Origin of the sequence: Bradyrhizobium sp. BR 1433, from assembly GCF_051547665.1 — a bacterium.
GTDB classification, from domain to species: domain Bacteria; phylum Pseudomonadota; class Alphaproteobacteria; order Rhizobiales; family Xanthobacteraceae; genus Bradyrhizobium; species Bradyrhizobium australafricanum.
In genome coordinates, this window is the sequence record NZ_JBPUGG010000001.1 from 7,503,378 (window position 1) to 7,525,102 (window position 21,725).

General features: G+C 65.6%; 22 protein-coding genes and 2 pseudogenes. 6 read left to right on the top strand and 18 right to left on the bottom strand.

All coding sequences use genetic code 11. The features are described from left to right. Positions 1 to 102: 102 nt before the first annotated feature. The 4 genes from ACSKB9_RS36215 to ACSKB9_RS36230 all read right to left on the bottom strand — a co-directional run bounded on the left by ACSKB9_RS36215 (position 103) and on the right by ACSKB9_RS36230 (position 2,572). Positions 103 to 1,026 carry a glutathione S-transferase family protein gene (locus tag ACSKB9_RS36215; protein ID WP_438079153.1) on the bottom strand — a complete coding sequence of 308 codons (924 nt, stop codon included), beginning with the start codon at positions 1,024 to 1,026 and terminating at the stop codon, positions 103 to 105. A 110-nt stretch (positions 1,027 to 1,136) separates the two neighbouring features. Further along, positions 1,137 to 1,895 carry an SDR family NAD(P)-dependent oxidoreductase gene (locus ACSKB9_RS36220; RefSeq protein WP_438079155.1) on the bottom strand — a complete coding sequence of 253 codons (759 nt, stop codon included), beginning with the start codon at positions 1,893 to 1,895 and terminating at the stop codon, positions 1,137 to 1,139. Positions 1,896 to 1,932: 37 nt separating this feature from the next. Continuing rightward, positions 1,933 to 2,133: a hypothetical protein gene (locus tag ACSKB9_RS36225; protein ID WP_438080672.1), complete on the bottom strand. Its 201-nt coding sequence runs from the start codon at positions 2,131 to 2,133 to the stop codon at positions 1,933 to 1,935. After that, positions 2,072 to 2,572, bottom strand: coding sequence for a TetR/AcrR family transcriptional regulator (locus ACSKB9_RS36230; RefSeq protein ID WP_438079157.1), 501 nt, complete (start codon positions 2,570 to 2,572; stop codon positions 2,072 to 2,074). The genes ACSKB9_RS36225 and ACSKB9_RS36230 overlap by 62 nt, the downstream gene beginning before the upstream one ends. 36 nt (positions 2,573 to 2,608) lie before the next feature. Here ACSKB9_RS36230 and ACSKB9_RS36235 point away from each other — a divergent pair, with 36 nt between their 5' ends. Beyond that, positions 2,609 to 3,397 carry a crotonase/enoyl-CoA hydratase family protein gene (locus ACSKB9_RS36235; RefSeq protein ID WP_438079159.1) on the top strand — a complete coding sequence of 263 codons (789 nt, stop codon included), beginning with the start codon at positions 2,609 to 2,611 and terminating at the stop codon, positions 3,395 to 3,397. 175 nt (positions 3,398 to 3,572) lie between these two features. Then, positions 3,573 to 4,424 (top strand): division plane positioning ATPase MipZ, encoded by an 852-nt coding sequence (locus ACSKB9_RS36240; RefSeq protein ID WP_438079161.1) that lies wholly within the window; start codon positions 3,573 to 3,575, stop codon positions 4,422 to 4,424. A gap of 16 nt (positions 4,425 to 4,440) precedes the next feature. Here the strand turns inward: ACSKB9_RS36240 and ACSKB9_RS36245 are convergent, their stop codons facing one another. The 6 genes and pseudogenes from ACSKB9_RS36245 to ACSKB9_RS36270 form a co-directional block, all read right to left on the bottom strand. Continuing rightward, positions 4,441 to 5,502 (bottom strand): hypothetical protein, encoded by a 1,062-nt coding sequence (locus ACSKB9_RS36245; RefSeq protein ID WP_438079163.1) that lies wholly within the window; start codon positions 5,500 to 5,502, stop codon positions 4,441 to 4,443. After that, positions 5,447 to 5,947 (bottom strand): hypothetical protein, encoded by a 501-nt coding sequence (locus tag ACSKB9_RS36250; RefSeq protein WP_438079165.1) that lies wholly within the window; start codon positions 5,945 to 5,947, stop codon positions 5,447 to 5,449. Before ACSKB9_RS36250 ends, ACSKB9_RS36245 begins: the two co-directional genes overlap by 56 nt. Positions 5,948 to 6,005: 58 nt before the next feature. After that, a complete protein-coding gene (locus ACSKB9_RS36255; protein ID WP_438079166.1) occupies positions 6,006 to 6,866 on the bottom strand; it encodes a sugar phosphate isomerase/epimerase family protein in 861 nt (286 codons plus the stop codon). A gap of 3 nt (positions 6,867 to 6,869) precedes the next feature. After that, entirely contained in the window at positions 6,870 to 7,466 is a 597-nt protein-coding gene (locus tag ACSKB9_RS36260) for an MFS transporter (RefSeq protein WP_438079168.1), read from the bottom strand. Between the two features lie 91 nt (positions 7,467 to 7,557). Beyond that, positions 7,558 to 8,097, bottom strand: a pseudogene (locus ACSKB9_RS36265) (MFS transporter); the annotation flags it as partial. Positions 8,098 to 8,344: 247 nt separating this feature from the next. Then, entirely contained in the window at positions 8,345 to 9,217 is an 873-nt protein-coding gene (locus ACSKB9_RS36270) for a phytanoyl-CoA dioxygenase family protein (protein ID WP_438079170.1), read from the bottom strand. A 98-nt stretch (positions 9,218 to 9,315) separates the two neighbouring features. Here ACSKB9_RS36270 and ACSKB9_RS36275 point away from each other — a divergent pair, with 98 nt between their 5' ends. Both ACSKB9_RS36275 and ACSKB9_RS36280 read left to right on the top strand, forming a co-directional pair. Beyond that, a complete protein-coding gene (locus ACSKB9_RS36275) occupies positions 9,316 to 10,326 on the top strand; it encodes a LacI family DNA-binding transcriptional regulator (protein ID WP_076824410.1) in 1,011 nt (336 codons plus the stop codon). Between the two features lie 251 nt (positions 10,327 to 10,577). After that, positions 10,578 to 11,538, top strand: a pseudogene (locus ACSKB9_RS36280) (IS630 family transposase). Positions 11,539 to 11,587: 49 nt separating this feature from the next. On the opposite strand, the gene ACSKB9_RS36285 reads toward ACSKB9_RS36280, so the two are convergent. From ACSKB9_RS36285 to ACSKB9_RS36320, 8 genes are all read right to left on the bottom strand, one after another. Continuing rightward, positions 11,588 to 12,121, bottom strand: a complete 534-nt coding sequence (locus tag ACSKB9_RS36285; protein ID WP_438079173.1) for an NADH-quinone oxidoreductase subunit B family protein — start codon at positions 12,119 to 12,121, stop codon at positions 11,588 to 11,590. A gap of 12 nt (positions 12,122 to 12,133) precedes the next feature. Continuing rightward, positions 12,134 to 13,645: an NADH-quinone oxidoreductase subunit C gene (locus ACSKB9_RS36290; RefSeq protein WP_438079175.1), complete on the bottom strand. Its 1,512-nt coding sequence runs from the start codon at positions 13,643 to 13,645 to the stop codon at positions 12,134 to 12,136. An 18-nt stretch (positions 13,646 to 13,663) separates the two neighbouring features. Next, positions 13,664 to 15,112, bottom strand: a complete 1,449-nt coding sequence (locus ACSKB9_RS36295) for a hydrogenase 4 subunit F (protein WP_438079177.1) — start codon at positions 15,110 to 15,112, stop codon at positions 13,664 to 13,666. Further along, positions 15,109 to 15,771 carry a hydrogenase-4 component E gene (locus ACSKB9_RS36300; protein ID WP_016843065.1) on the bottom strand — a complete coding sequence of 221 codons (663 nt, stop codon included), beginning with the start codon at positions 15,769 to 15,771 and terminating at the stop codon, positions 15,109 to 15,111. Before ACSKB9_RS36300 ends, ACSKB9_RS36295 begins: the two co-directional genes overlap by 4 nt. Beyond that, on the bottom strand, positions 15,771 to 16,727 hold the full coding sequence (locus tag ACSKB9_RS36305) for a respiratory chain complex I subunit 1 family protein (RefSeq protein WP_438079179.1): 957 nt from the start codon (positions 16,725 to 16,727) through the stop codon (positions 15,771 to 15,773). Before ACSKB9_RS36305 ends, ACSKB9_RS36300 begins: the two co-directional genes overlap by 1 nt. Next, positions 16,718 to 18,733 carry a hydrogenase 4 subunit B gene (hyfB, locus tag ACSKB9_RS36310; RefSeq protein ID WP_438079181.1) on the bottom strand — a complete coding sequence of 672 codons (2,016 nt, stop codon included), beginning with the start codon at positions 18,731 to 18,733 and terminating at the stop codon, positions 16,718 to 16,720. Before hyfB ends, ACSKB9_RS36305 begins: the two co-directional genes overlap by 10 nt. Continuing rightward, entirely contained in the window at positions 18,730 to 19,002 is a 273-nt protein-coding gene (locus ACSKB9_RS36315; protein ID WP_438079183.1) for a helix-turn-helix domain-containing protein, read from the bottom strand. The genes hyfB and ACSKB9_RS36315 overlap by 4 nt, the downstream gene beginning before the upstream one ends. 165 nt (positions 19,003 to 19,167) lie before the next feature. Then, entirely contained in the window at positions 19,168 to 20,067 is a 900-nt protein-coding gene (locus tag ACSKB9_RS36320) for a CHAD domain-containing protein (RefSeq protein ID WP_438079185.1), read from the bottom strand. Between the two features lie 300 nt (positions 20,068 to 20,367). Here ACSKB9_RS36320 and ACSKB9_RS36325 point away from each other — a divergent pair, with 300 nt between their 5' ends. After that, complete coding sequence (locus ACSKB9_RS36325; protein ID WP_438079187.1) at positions 20,368 to 20,886, top strand: MarR family winged helix-turn-helix transcriptional regulator; 519 nt, start codon at positions 20,368 to 20,370, stop codon at positions 20,884 to 20,886. Further along, the gene (locus tag ACSKB9_RS36330; RefSeq protein WP_438079189.1) at positions 20,879 to 21,646 is read left to right on the top strand and encodes an enoyl-CoA hydratase-related protein; all 768 of its coding nucleotides are present in this window, start codon (positions 20,879 to 20,881) and stop codon (positions 21,644 to 21,646) included. Before ACSKB9_RS36325 ends, ACSKB9_RS36330 begins: the two co-directional genes overlap by 8 nt. The last annotated feature ends 79 nt before the right edge of the window (positions 21,647 to 21,725 follow it).

Consider the following 21,725-nt stretch of genomic DNA (forward strand, 5'->3'; position numbering starts at 1 on the left):
TGGGTTGGAGATAATCGGCAGCTATTGCCGGTTCAGCGGGCCGGCAAGGTCACGCCGCGAAACGCAGCGTTTCCAGGCCCGATATGGAGCAGCCCGCGGCAATCAGCCCGGGACCACCAGGAAGCCGGCGCGCGGGAAATGCACCACCACCTCGCCGACGCGCTCATCCGACCGGCGGATCGCGATGTGTTGCGCCGACAGCGAGACGATCTCGCCACGCACCGGGGTCTTGCCGTAGTCATCCGGCATCACGGCAACGACGTCGCCGGGCTTGCGACCGTTCGGGTCCGTGGGGTCGCCGAACACAGGTGACTCCGGCCGTGCCTTCGCCGCGATCTCGAGCGCGTCGGCCGACGACATCTCGGTGCGCCTGCCGTGACCGATGGCGCGGATGCGCTCCTCCCATGCCGCAACGCGCGGAAAGGACGTCATGATCTCGTCCATCGTGGCGAGGCTCTCTCGCGCGTACCACACGTTCATGTAGGCGCTGACGTCCGCGAGGCTGAACTCGCCGAACAGCCACGGCCGGTCGTCGCCGAGTTGCGCCTCGATCCAGTCGATATTGGCGCGGAACTGGTCGCGCATCTGCGGCAGCGCCGCGGTCATGGCGGCGACGTCGAACTTGCCGCCGCGCAACTTCTCGCGATCCTCGATGAAATCCCGCGGGACCTTGTCGCCGATGAATCCGAACACGAGGTTGACCGTGTTCTGGAAGAACGGCCGGTCGGTCCACATGCCGAGCGCCCAGGGCATGCCGGCATTGCCCGCCGGAAATAGCGTCGGCGTCGGGTAGCGCCGCTCCAGCTCGCGGATGATGATCTGGGTGTCACAATAGATGTCGGCGCCGATCTGCATCGTCGGCGTGCGGCGATAGCCGCCGGTCATCGGCATCAGGTCCGGCCGCGGCATGATCCGCGAGATCCGCACCGAGCTCCAGGCGAGCTTCTTGAATCCGAAGATGATGCGGATCTTCTCGGAGAACGGCGATTGATCGAAGTGGTGCAGGATCGGCGTGGGCTGCGACATGGCCTTCTCCCGGGACAGGGTGCGATCTCGACGGACCTTGCCGCATAAGCTGACAAGATTCCGGCCGATCGCAACCAATATTCACGGGCGAGAAGGGTGGCGCAGCGTGTTCAGAACTGCTCCGCCCACGGCCGCAAGTCGAGCTCCAGCGTCCAGGCGCTGCGATGCTGGTGGTGCAGCACCCAATAGGCGTCGGCGATGGCCGCGATGTTGAGCATGCCGTCCGGCCCGCGCTCGTCCTTCAATTGCGGACGCATGCTCAGCAGGCGGTCGCCCTCGATCCCGCCATCGACCACGACATGGCCGACATGGATGCCCTGCGGCCCGAATTCCCGCGCCACGCTCTGCGCCAGCGCGCGCAGCGCGGCCTTGGCGGCGGCGAACGGTGAGTAGTTGGCCTTGCCGCGCAGCGAACCGCTGGCGCCCGTAAACACCAGCGTGCCGCCGCCGCGCGCAAGCAAAGCGGGGATCGCGGCCTGTGCCAGCCGGAAACCGCCGAGCGCGTGTTCGCGCCAGTGCTCCTCGAAGCGCTGCTCGCTGACCTTCAGAAACGGTGCCGGTCGGTTGGAGCCTGCATTGTGCACAGCCATCGCGAGCGGTGCGAGCCGCTCGGCCGCCGCGACGAAGCGCGCGACGTCGGCCGCCGTGGAGGCGTCGCCGACCACATGCGCGACCGTTGCGCCGCTTGCGGCCAGCTCGGCCGCGGTCGCGGCGAGCTTGTCGGCGTTGCGGCCGGCGATCGCGACGGGATAGCCGCCAGCGGCAAAGCGACGCGCAATCGCGGCGCCGAGGCCGTTCGACGCGCCGACGCCGGCAATCAGCACGCTTCCTTGCACGGCGGTCGCCTCGAGGGCGGATCGGTCGTTCATGGCTCACTCCATCAAGCTGCCCGCGGCGCGGGCGAAATCATTCGTCGGACGCCATCGCGACGATGCTGTCGCGCACCGTGCGCAGAACGGCATCGGACCGCTTCTGATCGGTGAGGACGCGCGAGATCGCCAGCGCCCCGACCATCGCACTCACCGCGAGGATTGCGTTGCCGTCGTCATCGTCGCCGAACGTCTCGGCGACCTTGGCGATGAAGGCTTCGATGTGGGGCTCCATCACGGCGCGGCACTGCGCATCGGCGCGGCCGACATCTGAGATCAGCGCGCCGATCGCGCAGCCCGACTTGGGCGAAGTCGCGATGGGCGCGGCTCAGATAGCTCCGCGCCAATGCGTTGATGTTGACCGGCTTGTCGGGGCCGCGCGCCGCGTGAGCCGACGCTTCGCCTGCATTCAGCGCCTGTTCCAGTGCCGCGGCGATCAGGTCGGAACGCGAGGCGAAGTGCCCATAGAAACCGCCATGGGTCAGCTTCACCTGCTGCATCAGGCCGCCGATGCTGAGCGCCTCGAGGCCCTTGTCGCGGATCTGCGTTGCAGCCTCGTTCAGAATACGCTCACGGCTCCTGGCCTTGTCGGCCTGGGAATGGCCCATCTCGCCTGGCCCCCTGTTTGACTCTCTTTCTGGATTATGACCATCATGCATATGGATGACAAGCATCATCCAGAAATCATCCAGTCACAAAGCAGGGAGGAACTGATGTCCGGCGGCGCGAGCGAAGGGCGGGTCCGCCACGAGCGGCACGACCACATCCTCAAGATCATCATCGACAATCCCGCGAAGAAGAATGCCTTCAGTCCGGAGATGATGGCTGAGCTTTCCGACGCGCTGACGCTGCTCGACAATGACGACGGCCTCTGGGTCGGGGTGCTCTGCGCCGCCGGCGGCAGTTTCACCGCGGGTCTCGACATGCCGAAATTCTTCGGTCCGACGGCGACGCGCAAGCCGCTGCCGGAGGGCAACGTCGACCCGTTCGGATTGTCGAAGCGCTGCCGAAAGCCGATCGTCACGGCGGTGCAGGGTATCGTGTTCACCGTCGGCATCGAGATGATGCTGGCCGGCGATATCGTGATCGCCGCGGACGACAGCCGCTTCTGCCAGATGGAAGCCAAACGCGGCATCGCGCCGCTGGCGGGCGCGCATTTCCGCTATATCAGCCGCGCCGGGTGGGGCGATGCGATGTATCACCTGTTGCTGTGCGATGAGTTCACCGCCGCCGAGGCGCATCGGATCGGTCTCGTGCAGGAAGTCGTGCCGGCGGGCCAGCAGGTCGAGCGCGCGATGGCGCTCGCGGAGATCATCGCGCGCAATGCGCCGCTTGGAATTCAGGTGACCAAGGAGGCGGGCCGCAAGTTCATCGAAGCCGGCGAGCAGGCGGCGATTGCGATCATCCCGCAGATCCGCGAACGCGTGCTCAACACATCAGACGCGGCCGAGGGCATCAAGTCGTTCGTTGAGCGCCGCGCGGCTGTGTTTCAGGGACGCTAGTTGCGTTCACGATACGTGCTCGAAGAAGCTGTGACAATGATGTCGCAGCTTCTTGATTTCGATCACGACAATGTAGCAGCGACTCTTGTCGAGATTCGTCGAATCAGGGAGATTCGAGCCATTCATTAAATTCTGTTTCGTCCTGCTTTCACTCAAGCGTCCGGTATGGATTCCCATGACAAACGCACGAGTAATAGTTGTCGGAAATAACAAGGGCGGCTCGGGCAAGTCGACAATTGCCATGCACGTCGCCATCGCGCTGATCAAGGCGGGGCAGCGCGTCGCCACCATCGATCTCGATAACAAGCAGAAGTCGCTGACGCACTACGTCGAGAACCGGCGGGACTGGGCGCGGGAAACCTCGCTGGATCTCGGCGTTCCCGCGCATATGTGCTTCGAGACGGTGAGCGGCCGGAGCAGCGAGGTCGAGACGCTCGGGCGCAGCGCGCTTGCCGAGATCGTCGAGCGGCTCGGCCGGTCGCACGATTTCGTCGTCATCGACTGTCCCGGCCACGACACCTATCTGACGACGTTCACGCATTCGCTGGCGAACACGTTGATCACGCCGCTCAACGACAGTTTCCTCGATTTCGACGTGCTCGGCACCGTCGATCCGAACGAGTTCAAGGTGACCGGCATCAGCCACTATTCGAAGATGGTGGAGGAAGCGCGGCGCCAGCGCAGCGCACACGATCAGCCGGCATTCGAGTGGGTGGTGCTGCGCAACCGTCTCTCCACGCTCGGGTCACGCAACAAGCGCCTGGTCGGCGAAGCCTTGAGCGAATTGTCCAAGACGCTGAATTTCCGCCTGGTCGATGGCCTGGCCGAACGCGTGATCTTCCGCGAATTCTACCCGCGCGGACTGACGGCGATCGACGACGTCAGCCAGCTCGCACTCGGTAGCCGGCCGACCATGTCGCATGTCACCGCGCGGCTCGAGATGGAGCGGCTGATGACCGCCATCATGCTCGGCCATCTGGTGGCGCACCCGCCGGAATCCTCCAACGCCAGCCGCGACGCGGCGTAAGGCGACGTCGGGGCCGCTACCGGCAATTGGCGTTGCCCGCGTCGGCGACGATCAGGAACGTGATCGTTCTGGGTGCGAAGACGATCGCTCCGGCGACAGCCGCGTCGCTGTTGAGGGCGGGGATACCATCAGAGGTTCCGAGCAAGAGCGTCGCGCCGTTGAGCTGAACTTTGCCGTCGGCAGGCCTTTCGCTCGCGAGCGTGTAACGTTGCGAGACGGCTGAGAGCGTGAGCTTGTGCCGCATCCGCCGGTCGTTGTTGATGACGAGCAGGGCTATTCCATCGGGCATGTCGCGCGCGCAATGCGCATAGACATGGAAGCCGTGACGCTCCGCGATACCGCCGTCGAGCACGGTGGTGCCCATCCACCGTCGCCATAGCAGCGCAGCCCAATAATTCGGCCGCGGCAGATGCGTGCGCTCGTCGAGCAGCCCATAGTCGCTCGCCGCAAGCGTGTTGTGCATCACCACCTGAACGCCGGCCTTGGCCAGCCGTCCGAGTTGATCGAGGTAACGGAACGTATCGGTGAAGGTCGCGGCCAGGCGATTGCCGCCGCATGCGGTCTCGGCCGTCTCGGTCACCCAGATCGGCTTGCCCGGTGCAAGCTGGTCGCGCAGCGCCTCGTAGAGGGCGAGGCTGTTGCCGGTTCGCGCCAGCCATTCGTCCGACAATGCATGCCTTGCCCTGCGATCACCGCCGCATCGCGCCGACAGCGCGCCATAATGATGGTAGGAGACCGCGTCGATGCCTGCCGCCGATACGGCGAAAAGCGCTTGGGCCTCAGCGCCGGCGCCGATCGTGCCGGGGCCGAGGATCGTCACGTCGGCCGCGGTGTCCTTCATGAAGGTGCGGAACGCTGCAAAATCCCGGCCGTAGGCCGCAGCATCGTAGCCGTCAGGGGCGCCGCCGATGGCCGGCAGATCGGGTTCATTCATGAACTCGGCTGCGGCGATCCGCCCGCCTGCAGATCGCGTGAAAGCGAGAAGTTGCCGGGCCTGCTCGGGGCTCCATTGCCCCGCGGCGTCACGCGCGCCCGCGCTGATCGCAAAGGACGTGACGATCGGAGCGTCGACAGGCACGCGAGAACTCGATCACGTCCCGCCACTGCCGTCGCGTCAGCACGCCGTTGAAGCCGGCCGGCGGTGCAGCCGGTGGCGTCTCGGAATCCGCAAGGAACGTGCTGTTGGCCCAGGTGCCGCTGACGCGCAGATAGGCGGGTGAGAGGGCTGCGGCGAGCTTGCGAAGCCTGCCATCGTGCAGGTCGATCGGAGTGCGAGCTGCGAACCGCTCCGTCTCTGCACGCCGACGCGTGGCGGCGGTTGCGTAGGGCTTCCAGAACCGTCCGCCGGTCACCTCGACCATCTCGATGTTGTAGGACTGAAAGCGCGGGTCGATGGTCGCGACGCGCGGCAGGGTCGCGACATTCAGGCCGAACTCTGCCGCGGCCGCCTTCGTATGCGCGGAGGCTGCCATGGCCGAGACGGCGACGAGGCATCGAAGCGGATAAGCCCAGCGGTCGCGCACGGGTCCTCGCGGCGTTCCGGATTGTGGGCGTTCAGGATGCCGCCGCGGCCTGTTTAAATCAATGCGGGAGCGCGCCTTGCGGCTCGTTCGCGATACGATCCCACAGCGCGCGGATCATGTCCTTCATGACCAGCGCATCCTGCCAGCGGTCGGACAGTTCCCTGCCGTCGGGCCCGGTGATGGCATAGGGCGGGGACCCAGCTGCGCACAGGAAGGTCAGGGTCGCGTCGGGACCGGCACGTTTTCGCCAGGAGCGGATACCGTAGTCCCACCAGCCCATAAACAGCGACACCCAGCCCTGGTGCTGCGGAAAGCCGAGCGAGACCTGCACCTGCTCGCGGCTCGCGATGCGGCCATGGATGCCCCAGGCATTGTCGAGGATGCGATGGATCATCGCGTGGTTGACGTCGTCGACCGGCCAGGCGAATTCGCGGCCGACCAGATAATGCGAGAGATCGGCGGTGAGCCGCAGATCGGGAAAGCAGTCGAGCAGGTCGAGCATGAAGAACAGGTCGGTCGTCATGCGGTCACGATGGGTCTCGACATGCACGGCGACGCCGGCCTCCGCGGCAAGCCGCCGCCAGCCTTCGAGCAGCGGAATGCAATCCGCGAGCCGGCGCGGCCGAACGTCCGGCTGCAGGTTGACGTGATCGGCGCCGAGCCGGGCGACCAGCTCGAGCACCGGTTTCAGCTCGTCGACGCTCTTCGGGTAGCATTGCGCCTGCCAGATCATGCCATGCGCGCGAAGGAAGCTCGTCACCTCGCGCGCGAAGGCGGGATCGACGAAGCGAACGCCGGCGCCGTCAAACCCGGCATCGCGGATCATCGCGAGCTGGGTTTGCAGCGGCCATTCGCCCTCATCGGCCAGCCGTCGCTCCATCGCCCAGAGCGACTGCAGGACGCGCAGTTGCTGCGCCACCGATCAGGCCCGCGCCGGGATCGCCGCGGGAAGCTCGGCCTGTTCGCCTTCGTCGGCGGCGATGTTCTCCTGGTAGGTCTCGGGCCCGATCCAGATCGCGACGACGGTGCAGGCGGACAGGAACATCGCGTAGCAGGCGACCGGCCACCAGGTGCCGTAGGCTGCCACCAGTGCGGTGGCGACGAACGGCGCCGGACCGCCCGACAGCAGCGAGCCGAGCTCGCGGGCGAAGGCAAAGCCCGCGAAGCGGCGTTGCGGCGGGAACAGCTCGGCGAAATACGCCGCCTGCGGCCCGAACATCGCCGCCGTCACCACCGCGCGCGCCAGGATGAAGGCCAGCGCGATCATGATCCATTCCTTGGTGCCGACCATCCAGAAGAACGGGAAGGCGAGCACCACGCCGGCCAGCGCGCCGAACATGTAGACCGGCCGCCGTCCGATCCGGTCGGACAAGGCCGCGAAGCCGAGGATCGCGAACAACTCGACCGTGAATGCCAGCATCAGCGCACTGAGCGCCTCGGCTTTCGGCACGCCGAGCGTGGTGATCACGTAGCTGAGGCCGAACACCGGGAAGAAATAGCCGAGCCCGTTTTCGGCCATGCGGGCGCCGAGCACCGACGAAGAAGTTGCGCGGGTGCCGGCGCAATGCCTCCATCGCCGGATTGCTCTCGACCTTGCCGCGCGCGACCACCGCCTCGGTGTAGACCGGCGTCTCGGTGATGCGCATGCGGACGAAGATGCCGACCACGATCAGGAGGAAGCTCGCCAGGAAGGGCAGGCGCCAGCCCCAGCTCATCAAATCCTCGCGCGGCAGCATGGTCACCAGCGCGAAGGCGCCGGCCGCAAGCAGATTGCCGACGGAGACGCCGAGCGGCGCGAAGCCGCCCCAGAAGCCGCGATGCTTCGGCGGTGCGTTCTCGACCAGGTAGATCACCGCGCCGCCATATTCGGCGCCGGCGCCAAGGCCCTGGATGACGCGCATCGCGACCAGGAGGATCGGCGCCCAGACGCCGATCTGGCCATAAGTCGGCAGGAAGCCGATCGCGGTGGTGCCGATGCCGATCATCAGGAGCGTGGAGACCAGCACCGGCTTGCGGCCATAGCGATCGCCGAGGATGCCGAACAAGAGGCCGCCGAACGGCCGCACCACGAAGCCGACGCCGAAGGTCAGGAACGACAACAGCGTGCCGACCACCGGATCGCTCTTCGGAAAGAACAATTCGCCGAACACCAGCGCCGCTGCGGTGCCGTCAGAGGAAGAAGTCGTACCATTCGAGCGCGGAGCCGATGCTTGCGGCCAGGATCACACGCAGGCGCGATGTGCGAGCGCCATCTCTTGCCATCTCGGTCATTCGTTTCCCCGTTGTTTTGGTTTTTATGGTCGTTTTGATCGGGCACGATCTCCGCGTTGTCGCGGCGAATCGTGCTCGGTGAAAGCAGCGATGCCCGCGGCCTGGCCGCGGGCATTGTGGTCGGTCTCAAGCGGCGCGCGTGAAGTAGGATTTCTTCGACGCCGACTGGGTCTCGTAGATCGATCCTTGCCGCTTGGCCGGCGGCAGCGGCATCCGCACCGGCACATCGGTGAGCCGCGGCGCGACCACCGGCGGACCCGCCAGCAGGCGGCTGTTGAATTCGTCGAAGTCCTTCACGCCCATCAGCGGCCAGGCGTCGCTGGCGGCCACTTCATCGAGCAGCAGGTTGCGCGGCCGGTTCGATGTGTTGGTCGCCGAGCCGTGCAGCGCGCGCACGTGATGGAACGACATGCTGCCGGCCTTGCCCATGCAGGGCACCGCGCGCTTGATGTCGTCCGCGATCTGGTCCGGATCGATCAGGCCTGCGAAGTGGCCGTCCTCGCCGTGATGATCCCACATCGTGGCGCCGGTGTGCGACCTCGGCGTCACCAGCATCGGACCGTTCTCGATATCGCAATCGTCGAGCAGCACGCCGATCGCGAGGATGTCGTCATTGGTGTGCGGATAGAATGCCCAGTCCTGATGCCACTCAACCGGCGAGCCGTATTGCGCCGACTTCATGTTGAGCTTGGAGCCGTGCAAGCGAAGGCCGGGGCCGATCAGCTTGGTGAGGATCGAGATCACGGCGGGGCTGCGCACGATCTCGTCGAAGATCGGGTGCACCTTGTGCGGCGCCTTGATGCGGCGGACGCGCGGATTGTCAGGCGAATGGCCCGGCTCGAGGTCGTAGACGTCGGTGTGCTCGCTCACGCTGGCGGCGCCGGCCACCAGCTCCGCGAGTACCGTGCGCACCTTCGCCAGGGTCTCCTGGTCGAGCACCTCGGGGACCACGATCACCCCGTCGCGCTTGTAAGCCTGGGCCTGTTCGTCCGAAATCATGCCGTTTCTCCCATTTTGTTCCATGTTAGCGCTAACATGAGGCCATGCTAGCGCTAACATCATGGCTTGGCAACCCGGAATCGTGCAGGCTCCGGCCCATGAGCTCCGAACTGACCGCCCCCGGGACCGGCCCGGCCGGTGCCGCGCCCACCCTTTCAGAGGTGGCCAAGCGCGCCGGCGTCTCCTCGATCACGGTGAGCCGGGTGGTGCGGATGCCCGACCTGGTTGCCCCGGAGACCCGGGCGCGGGTCGAGCGGGCGATGCGCGATCTCGGCTATGTCCCGAACCTGGTGGCGGGCGCGCTGGCGAGCGCGCGGACCAATTCGGTCGGCGTGCTGGTGCCGACCATCGCCAACTCGATCTTCGCCGACACGGTGCAGGGCTTGTCCGACAAGCTCGAGCCGCTCGGCTTTTCCGTGATCCTGGCGCAGTCGCGCTATGACGCGGCGCGCGAGGACCGCATGCTGGCGGCGCTGCTGTCGCGGCGGCCCGAGGCGATCATCATGGTCGGCTCGCCGGCGACCGAGGAGGGCAGCCGTCTGCTGCGCAATGCGCGCATCCCGATCGTCGAGACCTGGGATCTGCCGGCAAACCCGATCGACGCGGTCGCGGGCTTCGACAATTACAAGGCCGGTGTCGCCGTCGCGAAGCATCTGGTCGCGCAGGGCCGCAAGCAGCTCGCCTTCATCGGCGGCGACGATCCGCGCGGCACGCGCCGCTGGTTCGGCTTCAGGGACGAGGCACTGGCCGGCGGTCTTGCCGAGCCGCGCCGGTTGATCCTGGACCGCAAGGATTCCGGCAGCGTGGCGGCGCATGCACGCCTGCCTGGTGTCGACGCGGTGTTCGCCGCCAACGATGCGCATGCGATCGGCTTCATGTCCGGGCTGCGCAAGGCCGGGCTGCTGCGCGACGGGCCTGCATCGGCGCAGCCGGTCGCCGTGATCGGGCTTGGCGATCTCGAAATGGGCCAGTTGATCTCGCCGACCCTGAGCACGATCAGCGTGCATGGCGACGCGATCGGCCGTACCGCGGCGACGCTGACGCTGGAGCGCGGCGGCGAGCGCCGCGTCGATCTCGGCTTCGAACTGGTGCTGCGCGACAGCGGCTAGTGTGCTGAATGCGAAGTTCGTGTGATTTCGCGGCAGCCACTTTCACGAACTTCGCATTCATAAAGCACACTAAAATCATAAGTTTGCTAGTGTCCTTATCGAATCCGAAGTTCGCTCCGAAGGTGCGGCAAATGATGCGAACTTCGGATTCGGGACACTAGAGCGTTGGCCGATCTGACTGAATCGTTGGGGATTCACAAATCAGCGTTTTGGTGATTCAAGCTGGTCGCCGGAGCTGGAGGCCGGCGGGCATGGCGAAACCGCTGTCGATGGATCTTCGCGAACGTGTGCTTGCCTGTATTGAGAGTGGCATTTCAGGCCGGCAGGCTGCCGAGCGATTTGGCGTCAGCGCGGCAAGCGTAAGCCGCTGGCGAACGCGCGAGCGGGAGCAAGGCGATGCCCAGCCGAGGGCTCAGGGCGGCGACCGCAAGTCCCACCGGATTGATACTCATCAGGCGACGATCATGGCTCTGCTCGAGACGGCGCCGGATATCACCATCGAGGAATTGCGTGACGGCTTGAGCAAACAAGGCCTGTCCTTTGGCTATGGCACGATCCGCCGCTTCTTCGAGCGCCACAAGATCACGCGTAAAAAAAGACCGCCCATGCCTCAGAGCAGGATCGCCCGGACGTCTTGAAGCGACGCGAGGCCTGGCGCGAGAGCCAGGGCAAGCTCGACCGGGATCGGCTCGTCTTCATCGACGAGACCTGGGCGTCGACCAACATGGCGCGAACCCATGGCCGCTGCCAGCGCGGAGAACGTCTGCGGGCCAGCGTTCCTCACGCCACTGGAAAACAACTACCTGCGTAGCCGCTCTAACCACACGCGGCATCATCGCGCCCTGGGTGCTCGATGGCCCCATCAACCGCAACGCCTTTGAGACCTATGTCGAAAAGGTGCTCATTCCTGAGCTGCCAGACCACGCCATCGTCATCATGGACAACCTCTCCAGCCACAAAGGGCCCCGCATACGTGAGATGATCGAGGCGGCCGGCGCTACGCTTCTCTATCTTCCGCCCTACAGTCCCGACCTCAATCCGATCGAGAATGCCTTCGCCAAGCTCAAAGCAAATCTGCGGAAGGCCGCCGAACGCACCGTCGGCGGCCTTTGGGATGCTGTCGGGCGCATCATCGACACCTACACGCCCACGGAATCCACAAACTACTTCATCGCCGCGGGCTACTTGCAACCTGATCGGCTAACGCTCTAGCGCGCCTCGCCCACGGTGCGGGCGGAGGTGCTCGTTTCTTTCCGTGCCTTCACCTTGCCGCAACCCCGGCGTCGACCGCCTCGAGCAAGGTCACGAGGCCCCGCAGGATGGCGATCGGCGAAGGCGGGCAACCCGGAATATGGAGATCGACCGGAACAACCGCGGAGACTCCGCCAACCACGGCATAGCTGCCGGCGAAGCATCCGCCATCCCTGGCGCAATCGCCCGCGGCGACAACCCATTTGGGGTCTGGCGTCGCACGGTATGTGCGCTCCAGCGCCTCGCGCATGTTCTTGGTGACCGGACCCGTGACCAGCAGCACGTCGGCGTGACGGGGCGAGGCGACGAACCGGATTCCAAACCGTTCGACGTCGTAATACGCATTGCTTAACGCGTGTATTTCCAGCTCGCATCCGTTGCAGGAGCCTGCATCAACCTCACGGATCGAGAGGCTGCGGCCGAGGCGTCGCCGTGCGGTGCGGCCGACCATGGCCGCGAGCTCCGCGAGCGCAGCCTCGTCCGGGCGCGGCGCCTGCTCCGTCAATGGCTGGCGAAACAGGCTCTGGAACAGAAGTTTGCGCATCGCCTCGAGCCCTCAGAGATCCTGCCCGGAATAGGAACAGTTGAACGACTTATTGCAGAGCGGGAAGTCCGCCACGATGTTGCCTTCGATGGCCGCCTCGAGCAGCGGCCACTGAAACCACGACGGATCGCGCAGATGGCATCGCTCGATCCGATCGCCGTTCAGGCGCAGCCAGGCCAGGATGTCGCCGCGGAAACCTTCGACGAGGGCCATGCCTTCGCAAGGCTCCGCCGTATTGTGCAGCGGCACTCGCACCGGGCCGGCCTCGAGGCCGATAAGGATCTGGTACGCCAGCGCGAGACTCTGCTCAACCTCGCGGATCCGGATCCAGACCCGGGCGTTGACGTCGCCGTCGCTGAGGACGGGGACTTCGAAGCGGAGGCCATCATAGGGGAGATAGCCGGGCTTGCGTCGGGCATCATGATCGCGGCCGCTCGCGCGCCCGACATAGCCCCCGGCGGCGAATTGCCGGGCGAGCGTTGGAGCAACGATGCCGGTGCTGACGGTGCGGTCCTGCAACGAGGCGGTGTTGTCATAGAGCTCGACCAGCGCAGGGAAATGCCGGCGGATCTGGTCGAGCGCGGCCCGGATCGCGTCGGCTCCATGGCCGGCGATATCGCGCGCGACGCCGCCGGGAACGATGAGGTCGCGCATCAGGCGGTGACCGAATGCAGCGTCGGCCGCGCGCAGCACGGATTCGCGTAGCACGGCGCAATGCGCCTGCATCAACGCAAATGACGCATCGTTGCAGATCGCGCCGATATCGCCGAGATGATTGGCCAGCCGCTCGAGTTCCGCCATCAGCGCGCGCAGCAACAGCGCGCGCGGCGGCACGGCAATCCGCTGCGCGGCCTCGACGGCTTGCGCGAACGCCAGCCCATAGGCGACCGTGCTGTCGCCGGAGACCCGGCCGGCGAGCCGCGCGGCCTGCTCGATCGTGCTGCCCGCCATCAGCCCTTCGACGCCCTTGTGGGTGTAGCCGAGCCGCTGCTCGAGGCGGACGACCGTCTCTCCGCTCGCGGTAAAGCGGAAATGCCCGGGCTCGATGATGCCCGCATGCACCGGACCGACTGCGATCTGATGCAGACTGTCCCCCTCGGCCGGAAGGAATTGATAAAGCGCTGCGTCCGCCGATGCATCGCGATGTTCGCCGAGCGGGAAGCGCGTTTGCCAACGGCCGTGATCAAGCCAGGGACGGGAATCCGGTGTGTCTGTCGCCTGCAATCCGAACAGGTCGTGCAGGGTGCGCTCTAATCGAAGCGCCGGCGGATGATGGGCCGCAACCGAAGGAAATTGGCGATTGGGACAATCCAGGCTGATCACGCCGATATCGGACGTGCGGTCGTCGAGGACGGCCATGTGCACGCGCGAGGGCTCGCCCCACAGCCCGAGCAGGCTCAGGCCGCCATCCGCAAGCGCGTGAGCGGCGGCGCGCCAGGTATCGCCGTCGACCACGGCGCGCGGCCATGGATGATGTCGTTCGATCCTGTGGCCCGCCCGGATCAGATCGATCAACCTCGGCATATCCTGCTCTCCCTCGCGCTAACCCAGCAGGTTGGCGACGTGCTGGAACCAGACGACCAGCGGTCCCGGAAGGTAGATGCCCGCAGTCAGCACCAGTGCGAAATGCGCGAACATCGGCAAATAGGACGCATCCGCCGGCGCGGCATTGCCGCGCGGCTCGCCGAACGCAAGGCTGGTCAGGCGCAGGATCAGCGCGCCGAAGGCGAGCAGCAGGCCGAACACCAGCGGGATGGCGAGCAGCGGCTGGCGCGCGAAGGTGGAGCTGACGATGAGAAATTCGCTCATGAAGATACCGAGCGGCGGCAGGCCGGCGATCGCGACCACGCCGATCACGAGACTCCAGCCGAGTGCCGGATGCGTCTCGGTCAGGCCGCGAATGTTGGCGATCCGCTGCGTGCCCTTCACCTGCGCAATGTGGCCGACCGCGTAGAAGATTCCCGACTTGGTGAGGCTGTGCATCACCATGTGCAGCAGGCCGGCAAAGTTGGCGAGCGGGCCACCCATGCCGAACGCAAACACGATGATGCCCATGTGCTCGATCGAGGAGTAGGCGAACAGCCGCTTGATGTCGCGGCGGCGGTAAAGCATGAAGGCCGCGAACAGCAGCGACGTCAGCCCCATCGTCACCATCAGCGGCCCGGGCGATATCGCATCCGGATTGGCGGCGAGCAGGATCTTGAAGCGGAGCACCGCGTAGAGCGCGACGTTGAGCAGCAGGCCGGAGAGCACGGCGGAGATCGGGGTCGGGCCCTCGGCATGCGCATCCGGAAGCCAGGCGTGCAGCGGCGCCAGGCCGACCTTGGTGCCGTATCCGAGCAGCAGGAAGATGAAGGCGACGTTGAGCAATGCCGGGTCGAACGTCGCCGCACGGCTGATCAACACCGTCCACACCATGGCGTCCTGACCCTCGCCGACCACCGGCAGCGCGGCCATGTACACCAGGATCGTGCCGAACAGCGCCAGCGCGATGCCGACGCTGCCGAGGATGAAATACTTCCAGGCCGCTTCAAGCGCCGCATGGGTCCGGTAGATGCCGACCATCAGCACGGTGGTGAGCGTCGCGACCTCGACCGCGACCCAGATCAGGCCGATATTGTTCGACACGAATGCGAGGTTCATGCCGAACATCATCACCTGATACATGGCATGGTAGAATCGCAGATAGCCCGGCGTCAGCCGTCCGCTTTCGAGTTCATGGGCGATATAGCTTGCGCTGAACACGCTCGTGGTGAATCCCACGAAGGTGTTGAGCACGATAAAGACGATGTTGAGATCGTCGATCAGCAGGTACTGGCCGGGTTGCGGGCGCTCGACCACGAGCAGCGAAAGCGCGGCCAGCAAGGTGCCGAGACTGGCCAGGACATTGAGGCCCGCGGTCAGCCGGTAACCGGGCAGCGCGGCCAGCACCGCCGCGGCGGTGATCGGTATCAGCAAAACCCAGGTGACGGCATCCGACGCGGCAGTCATCGGCGCTCCCCCCTGAATTCATCGAGCGCGCCGACGTCGACGGTGTCGAACCGCTCGCGAATGCGGAACAGGAACACGCCGATCACGATGAATGCGATCAGGATCGAGAAGGCGACGCTGATCTCGACGACGAGCGGCATGCCCTTGGCGCCGGTCGCGGCCAGCACCAGGCCGTTTTCCAGCGACATGAAGCCGACGACCTGGCTGACGGCGTTGCGCCGCGTCACCATGACGAGCAATCCCAACAGCACCACCGACAGCGCGAAGGCGAGGTCTTCCCGCGCCAGCGGATCGGCGGCGCCGGTGACGCGCAGCATCAGCACCATGGACAGCGCGACGAGCCCCATGCCGGCAAGCATGGTCGGGCCGATGCTCACCGCGGTCTCGATATCGCGGTGAATGCCGAGCTGCTTGATGATCCGATGCAACGCCACCGGGATGACGATCGCCTTGAATACCAGTGCGATGGCCGCGGTGACGTAGAGATGCGGCGCATTCTGGATGAAGGCCTGCCAGGCGACGGAAGCTGCGAGCACCACGGCATGAAGTGCGAAGATGTTCAGCAGCGCATACAGGCGATCCTGGTACAGCATCATGAAGCTGATCAGCACGAGCCCGCCGGCGAGCAGATGGGCGATGTCGAAGGCGAGATTGTGCATCAGAAGCCCCGTGACACGAACCGAAGCAGCGTGCCGAGCAGGCCGAGCATCAGCGCCGCGCCGAGGAATTCGGGGACGCGGAACACCCGCATCTTGGCCGTCGCGGTCTCGAACACGGCAAGGAGGAAGCTCGCGACCGCAAGCTTGAGGATGTAGGCGGCGACGCTGACGAAATAGGACAGCGGCCCCGCGCCTTCGGTGGTGATCTGCCACGGGAAGAACACGCAGATGATCAGGGAGATGTAGAGCAGCAGCTTGAGGAAGGCGCCGAACTCGATCATGGCGAGGTGACGCCCGGAATATTCGAGGATCATCGCCTCGTGCACCATGGTCAGCTCCAGATGCGTCGCCGGGTTGTCGACCGGGATGCGCGCGTTTTCGGCGAGCGCCACCATGATGAGGGCGATCATCGCCATGCCGAGCGAGACGCGCAGTCCGACTTCCGACGACGCCATGAAGGTCGCGACCGTCGACAGCTGCGTCGAGCCGGCAATCAGCGCGACGCAGAACACCATCAACAGCATGGCCGGCTCGGCGAGCGCGGCGATCATCACCTCGCGGCTGGAGCCGATGCCGCCGAAGCTGGTGCCGACATCCATGCCGGCCAGCGCGAGGAAGAAGCGCGCGCTGCCGAGCAGGGCGACGATCGCGATCAGGTCGGCGCTCCAGTTGAATTGCAGGCCGGTCGCGAATGTCGGGACCAGCGCCGCCGCGACCCAGATCGCCGCGAACGTCACATAGGGTGTGACACGGAACAGCCAGGACGCGTTTTCGGCGAGCACGACCTCCTTGCGCAGCAGCCGCAGCAGGTCGCGGTAGGGCTGGACGATCGACGGTCCTTTTCGCCGCAACAGCCGCGCCTTGATCTTGCGCACGACGCCGGTCAGGAGCGGCGCGAGCATCAGCACAAGCGCCATCTGGCCGAGCTGAACGAGGATGTCCGAGATCACGACCATATCGCGAGCGCCAGCAGCAATGTGACGAGGGTTGCGAACACCAGGCTGAGGTAGCGGCGGATGGTCAGGAACTGGAGCTGGTTCAGCCGATCGGCGAAGAACCACACGAGTTCAGTCACGGGTGTGTAGAGCCGCTCCCAGACCAGGTCGTGCATATCGACCCTGAGGCGGGCCGGCCGCAGTTCGCCCGGCGCGGGCATGTCGACATGCTCGCGGGCTTGGAAAACCAGCGTGCCGAACACGCGGCGGATCGGTTGCACAAAGCTCACGCCGGAATACTGCGCCGCCGGTGTCGGGTCGGAGAAGCCGCAACCCCAGGCCGGTCCGCGCCGGATCGCGCGCGACGCAAAGCGATGGATAAAGTACACCGCGAGCGACGCCGCGGCGGTGATGAAAGCAAAGACGAGCAATCCGTTGTAGGAACTGCGGCTCTCCTCGATCGGAACGATCGAGAGCCAGGGATCGTCCGCCTGAAGCGGCATCCGGTGGCCGATCACGGTCTGCGCAACCGGCGAAAGCGCGTCGATCACCAGGCCGGGCAGAATGCCGGCGAGGAAGCAGAGCACGGCAAGGCTGAACATCGCGGCGAGCGAATAGCGATCGACTTCGCCGGCGGCTTCCGCGGCCGGACTCCGCGCGCGGCCGAGAAATGTGATTCCGAAGGCCTTGACGAAGCATGCGGCGGCAAGCGCCGCGGCCAGCGCCAGCAAGGCGCCGACCGCCGGCACCATGATCTTCAGCAGCCATTGCGGCAGGTCGGGGCTCTGCAGGACGGCCTGAAACATCAGCCACTCCGACACAAACCCGTTGAACGGCGGCAGCGCCGAGATCGCGACGCAGCCGACCAGAAAGACGAAGCTCGTGAGCGGCATGCGGTGGATCAGGCCGCCCAGCTTCTCCATGTCGCGTTCGCCGGTCGACGTCAGCACCGCGCCGGCCCCGAAGAACAGCAGGCTCTTGAAGAACGAATGGTTCAGCACGTGGAACAATGCGGCCGTGAAGGCGAGGGCGGCCGCGAGGCCGAGGCCGTTCGCCTGAAATGCCAGCGCAAGGCCGAGGCTTGCGAAGATGACGCCGATGTTCTCGATCGTGCTGTAGGCGAGCAGGCGCTTGAGATCCTTCTCCATCAGCGCGTAGAGGATTCCCATGACGGCGGTGGCGCCGCCGAGGATGAGAACCGCGACACCCGCCGACCAGCTTGGCGGCCCGAGCAGATCGAACACGACCCGGATGAATCCGTAGATCGCGACCTGCGTCATCACGCCGCTCATCAGCGCCGAGACATGGCTCGGCGCGGCCGGATGAGCCAGCGGAAGCCACACGTGCAGCGGGATCAGGCCGGCTTTCGACCCGGCGCCGAGCAGCATCAGCGCGAGCACCAATGCGGCTTCGGACGGGGTGTGCTGAGCAGCGCGGATGGCCGCAAAGCTGTAGCTGCCGCCGGCTCCCGCCAGCAGGCCGAAGGCAAGCAACAGAGTCAGCGTTCCGAAGCTTGCCATCACGAGATAGACGTAGCCTGCGCGGGCATTATCCGCGTCACGGTGATGCGCCATGACGAGCGCCCACGAGGCGAGCGACATGAATTCCCAGCACAAGAGGTAGGTGAACGCATCGTCGGCGAGCACGACGAGATTCATGCCGGCCAGGAACGCCGGGAAAAAGGGGAGGATGCGCTGTGGCGCGGATTCGTGGCTGCCGTAGCCGAGGCCATAAAGACTTGCGGCCGCACCGCCGAGATTGACCACGACGAGAAAGAATGCGGCGAGCGCGTCAAGGCGGAAATGCGATCCCAGCCAGGGCAACCCGATCGGCAGAGCCAGTTCCGTCGCGCTGGTACGGGAGATGAGCGAAATCATGGCCCCGGCCAGCGCGATCAACGAAATCGCGAAAGTCGCGCCGTAGACGATGGCTGTCGATTGGCGCGATCTGCTCGTTACAATCGCGAGAGCGGTCGTTCCCAGCAGGGCGGCTACACACCAGATCTGCTGAGTGACCGCCGGGATCATGTCTGCACCCTCGGTGAGCCTGATCCGGCCTTCAATCGCACTCCGCGGCCGCCGCCGCTGCTGACGGCACCCTCATTGATGACCTCGACGCCGGCCGTGCCGAGCGCGTCGATCAGTTTCACGAGCGAGTCGACGTTGCCGCGAATGGTTCCTTCGCTCGCCTCCATCCGCTGGATGGTTGGCACCGAAAGTCCGGACAGTTCGGCGAGCTGCCGTTGGTCGATGCCGAGCAAGGCTCTGGCCGCTCGTAGCTGCGCCGCGGTGATCATCGATTGATGGCCGTCGATATGAGAGTCGCGTCTGTTTGAATGTCATTTATGCACACCAAGTAATGATGGCACAAGGGCAATAAGTGATGTTTTATACATCATTCCTAGGCGCAGTCTTCAACGCGAGCGGTATCCGCGCGCCGACGAGGCTTCGCTGATGCGCGCTCAGTCGGAGATTTTTCGATAGACCGCCGCAGCGTGGCGCAGCAGCCGGCTCTTGCGCTTCCGTTCGTGCACGCGCTGGTGCTTGGCCTTGCGCTCGTGGGCGCGCTGCGCAGGTGCATCGACGCTCTCGAGCAGCCCGCGACGGACCTCGTCATCGTTCAATTCGCCGAGCAATTGCTGTCCCTTGCGCAGATGCTTCAGGATGATCCGCCATGACGCGTATTCGTCGGGGGGCAAGCCGCCCTCCGAGAACTCGATCGCGTAACGCAGCCGCTTGCTGGCGAGACGGACGCGGTGGCGCTTGTTCTTGCCCATGCCTTGCAGCCCGCGGCTCTTCTGGCACAGCTTGCCATGCCATCGCGCCAGCCGCCGCGCGTGAAACACCGCGACCGGCACGGCTCGCCGCTGCGCGGCGCGGGGGTCCTGCCGCGTGGTCCAGGGGCCGCTGCCGACCCAGTCCCACATGCCGTCGAACCATCGCCAGTATCGATCGCTTTGCAACGCCTCCTTGAGCGCCTCGAACGCGTCGGTTCGCGCCGTCTGGAGCATGCCTTCTTCAGGCAGGCCCTTGCTGTTCTCGATCGCGACGTCGAGGTCGCGCGTAGCGCCGAGATGGGCGCTCAGCCATTTCAACTCGGATTTCAGTCGCGTCCATTCGGTGTCCGCCACCATCGGCCCATAGAAGGCGATCGCCGCCTTCAGCCGCGTCAGCGCGATACGGGTCTGGTGCAGCGCGGCGGAATTGCCGGAACTCATGGCCTCGTGATTGGTCGCGACTTCCTCGAGGCATTCGGACAGGATCAGGCGGAACGCGGTCTCACAACGCATGGCTTCGCTGAGATGGCGCGGCCGCTTCGGGCGGACAACACGCTCCCTGGCCGGACTTGCCGCTAACGTCATGACACTCTCGTGACCCCGCTAGAGCCGCAACGCGGCTCCCGGATGCAAAGACTTCCCGTTTGGTCGATGTCGATCAAGCGTTTTCTGCTGGCTGCAGCGCAGCGATGCGGCGACGCGATCAAAATGTCGCAATCAATCCGACGGCGGGAGCTCGTTTCGGTCGGTATGCGGGCTGAAACTTTCGAGGGAACACCAAGTTTCGAAGCCGCGGCAAAAGGAGAGGCGGAGTTCGCCGCAGCGCCGGATATGTCGTGCACGAAATATCTTGATATTTCGCGTGCGAAATATATAACAGGCGGCATGAAAGCGGAACACCGGCTGATCTTTCTTCTGACCGTGGCCTATCGCCGGTTGCAGCGCGCCATCGAGCAGGAGACGGCCACGCACGATCTGACGTCGGCCCAGGCCGGCGTGCTGTTCTTTCTCGGGCGCAATGACGGCGCGCTGATCGGCGACGTCTCGCAGGCGCTCGACATCGTGCCGTCGGCGATGAGCGGGCTCGCCGACCGGATGGAACGTGCAGGCCTCGTGAAGCGCCGGCGCGATGGCGAGGACGGCCGCAGCCAGCGGCTCCATCTGACCGCGGCGGGGCAGGAACTCGGCAAGCGCGCCGCAACGCGGACCAGGGCGATCAACAACCGTCTGATGGACGGGTTCTCGGACGCGGAGATCGACGTGGTGTCGCGCTGGCTGACCAGCCTGCAAGACAAGTTTCCGAAGGACAAGAGAGCTAGAGCGTCTTCAAGCGAAGCGGCTACCGGTTCGCGTGAAGAAGACGCGTCAAACAAGAACCGAGCAATAGGAGTGACGCATGAGTGAAGTGGTCGTAGCGCTGGACGGCGGTATCCTCACCGTGACGATGGCGCGCCCCGACAAGAAGAACGCGATCACCAACGCGATGTATGGCGCGATGGCCGATGCGCTCGAGCGCGCGGAGGGCGATTCTGCGATCCGCGCCGTGCTGCTGCGGGGCGACGGCGACAGCTTTACCGCAGGCAACGATCTCGCCGATTTCGCGGCGGTGTCGCGCGGCGTGCAGGGCGAGCGCCACGTGACGCGCTTCCTCGCCGGACTTGCCAAGGCGACGCGGCCGCTGGTTGCCGCCGTGCAGGGCAATGCGGTCGGCATCGGCACCACCATGCTGCTGCATTGCGACCTCGTCTACCTCGCGCCGACTGCGCGGCTGATCACGCCGTTCGTCAATCTGGCGCTGGTGCCGGAGGCGGCTTCGACCTATCTGCTGCCGCAGCGCATCGGCTATGCGCGGGCCTATGCGATGTTCGCGCTTGGCGAACCGGTCGAGGCGGAGACGGCGGTCTCGATCGGCCTCGCCAACGCGGTTGTGCCGCTCGCGGACCTCCGCGCCAAGGCCCGCGCGGCGGCGGACGCGCTGGCGCAGCGGCCGTTCGGCTCGCTCCAGCACACCAAGGCGCTGATGCGCGACCCCGCCAGGATCAGCGCGCAAATGGCGCGCGAGGGCGAGATCTTCCAGGAACGGCTGATGAGTGCGGAAGCACGCGAGGCCTTTGCCGCCTTTGCCGAGCGCCGCCAGCCCGATTTCTCCAAGATTACCGGCTAGGCCCGGAGCGTGGGCCGCCACGCGTGGGCGGCGCTATTGCTTTGGGGTTGACGGCCTCGCCGGCTTCGAACATCTCCTG

Excerpts from the sequence above, each read along its gene's own strand:
- ACSKB9_RS36215 (WP_438079153.1), bottom strand. The coding sequence starts at position 1,026 with ATGTCGCAGCCCACGCCGATCCTGCACCACTTCGATCAATCGCCGTTC.
- ACSKB9_RS36220 (WP_438079155.1), bottom strand. The coding sequence starts at position 1,895 with ATGAACGACCGATCCGCCCTCGAGGCGACCGCCGTGCAAGGAAGCGTG.
- ACSKB9_RS36230 (WP_438079157.1), bottom strand. The coding sequence starts at position 2,572 with ATGATGCTTGTCATCCATATGCATGATGGTCATAATCCAGAAAGAGAG.
- ACSKB9_RS36235 (WP_438079159.1), top strand. The coding sequence starts at position 2,609 with ATGTCCGGCGGCGCGAGCGAAGGGCGGGTCCGCCACGAGCGGCACGAC.
- ACSKB9_RS36240 (WP_438079161.1), top strand. The coding sequence starts at position 3,573 with ATGACAAACGCACGAGTAATAGTTGTCGGAAATAACAAGGGCGGCTCG.
- ACSKB9_RS36260 (WP_438079168.1), bottom strand. The coding sequence starts at position 7,466 with ATGGCCGAAAACGGGCTCGGCTATTTCTTCCCGGTGTTCGGCCTCAGC.
- ACSKB9_RS36270 (WP_438079170.1), bottom strand. The coding sequence starts at position 9,217 with ATGATTTCGGACGAACAGGCCCAGGCTTACAAGCGCGACGGGGTGATC.
- ACSKB9_RS36275 (WP_076824410.1), top strand. The coding sequence starts at position 9,316 with ATGAGCTCCGAACTGACCGCCCCCGGGACCGGCCCGGCCGGTGCCGCG.
- ACSKB9_RS36285 (WP_438079173.1), bottom strand. The coding sequence starts at position 12,121 with ATGCGCAAACTTCTGTTCCAGAGCCTGTTTCGCCAGCCATTGACGGAG.
- ACSKB9_RS36290 (WP_438079175.1), bottom strand. The coding sequence starts at position 13,645 with ATGCCGAGGTTGATCGATCTGATCCGGGCGGGCCACAGGATCGAACGA.
- ACSKB9_RS36295 (WP_438079177.1), bottom strand. The coding sequence starts at position 15,112 with ATGACTGCCGCGTCGGATGCCGTCACCTGGGTTTTGCTGATACCGATC.
- ACSKB9_RS36300 (WP_016843065.1), bottom strand. The coding sequence starts at position 15,771 with ATGCACAATCTCGCCTTCGACATCGCCCATCTGCTCGCCGGCGGGCTC.
- ACSKB9_RS36305 (WP_438079179.1), bottom strand. The coding sequence starts at position 16,727 with ATGGTCGTGATCTCGGACATCCTCGTTCAGCTCGGCCAGATGGCGCTT.
- hyfB (WP_438079181.1), bottom strand. The coding sequence starts at position 18,733 with ATGATCCCGGCGGTCACTCAGCAGATCTGGTGTGTAGCCGCCCTGCTG.
- ACSKB9_RS36315 (WP_438079183.1), bottom strand. The coding sequence starts at position 19,002 with ATGATCACCGCGGCGCAGCTACGAGCGGCCAGAGCCTTGCTCGGCATC.
- ACSKB9_RS36320 (WP_438079185.1), bottom strand. The coding sequence starts at position 20,067 with ATGACGTTAGCGGCAAGTCCGGCCAGGGAGCGTGTTGTCCGCCCGAAG.
- ACSKB9_RS36325 (WP_438079187.1), top strand. The coding sequence starts at position 20,368 with ATGAAAGCGGAACACCGGCTGATCTTTCTTCTGACCGTGGCCTATCGC.
- ACSKB9_RS36330 (WP_438079189.1), top strand. The coding sequence starts at position 20,879 with ATGAGTGAAGTGGTCGTAGCGCTGGACGGCGGTATCCTCACCGTGACG.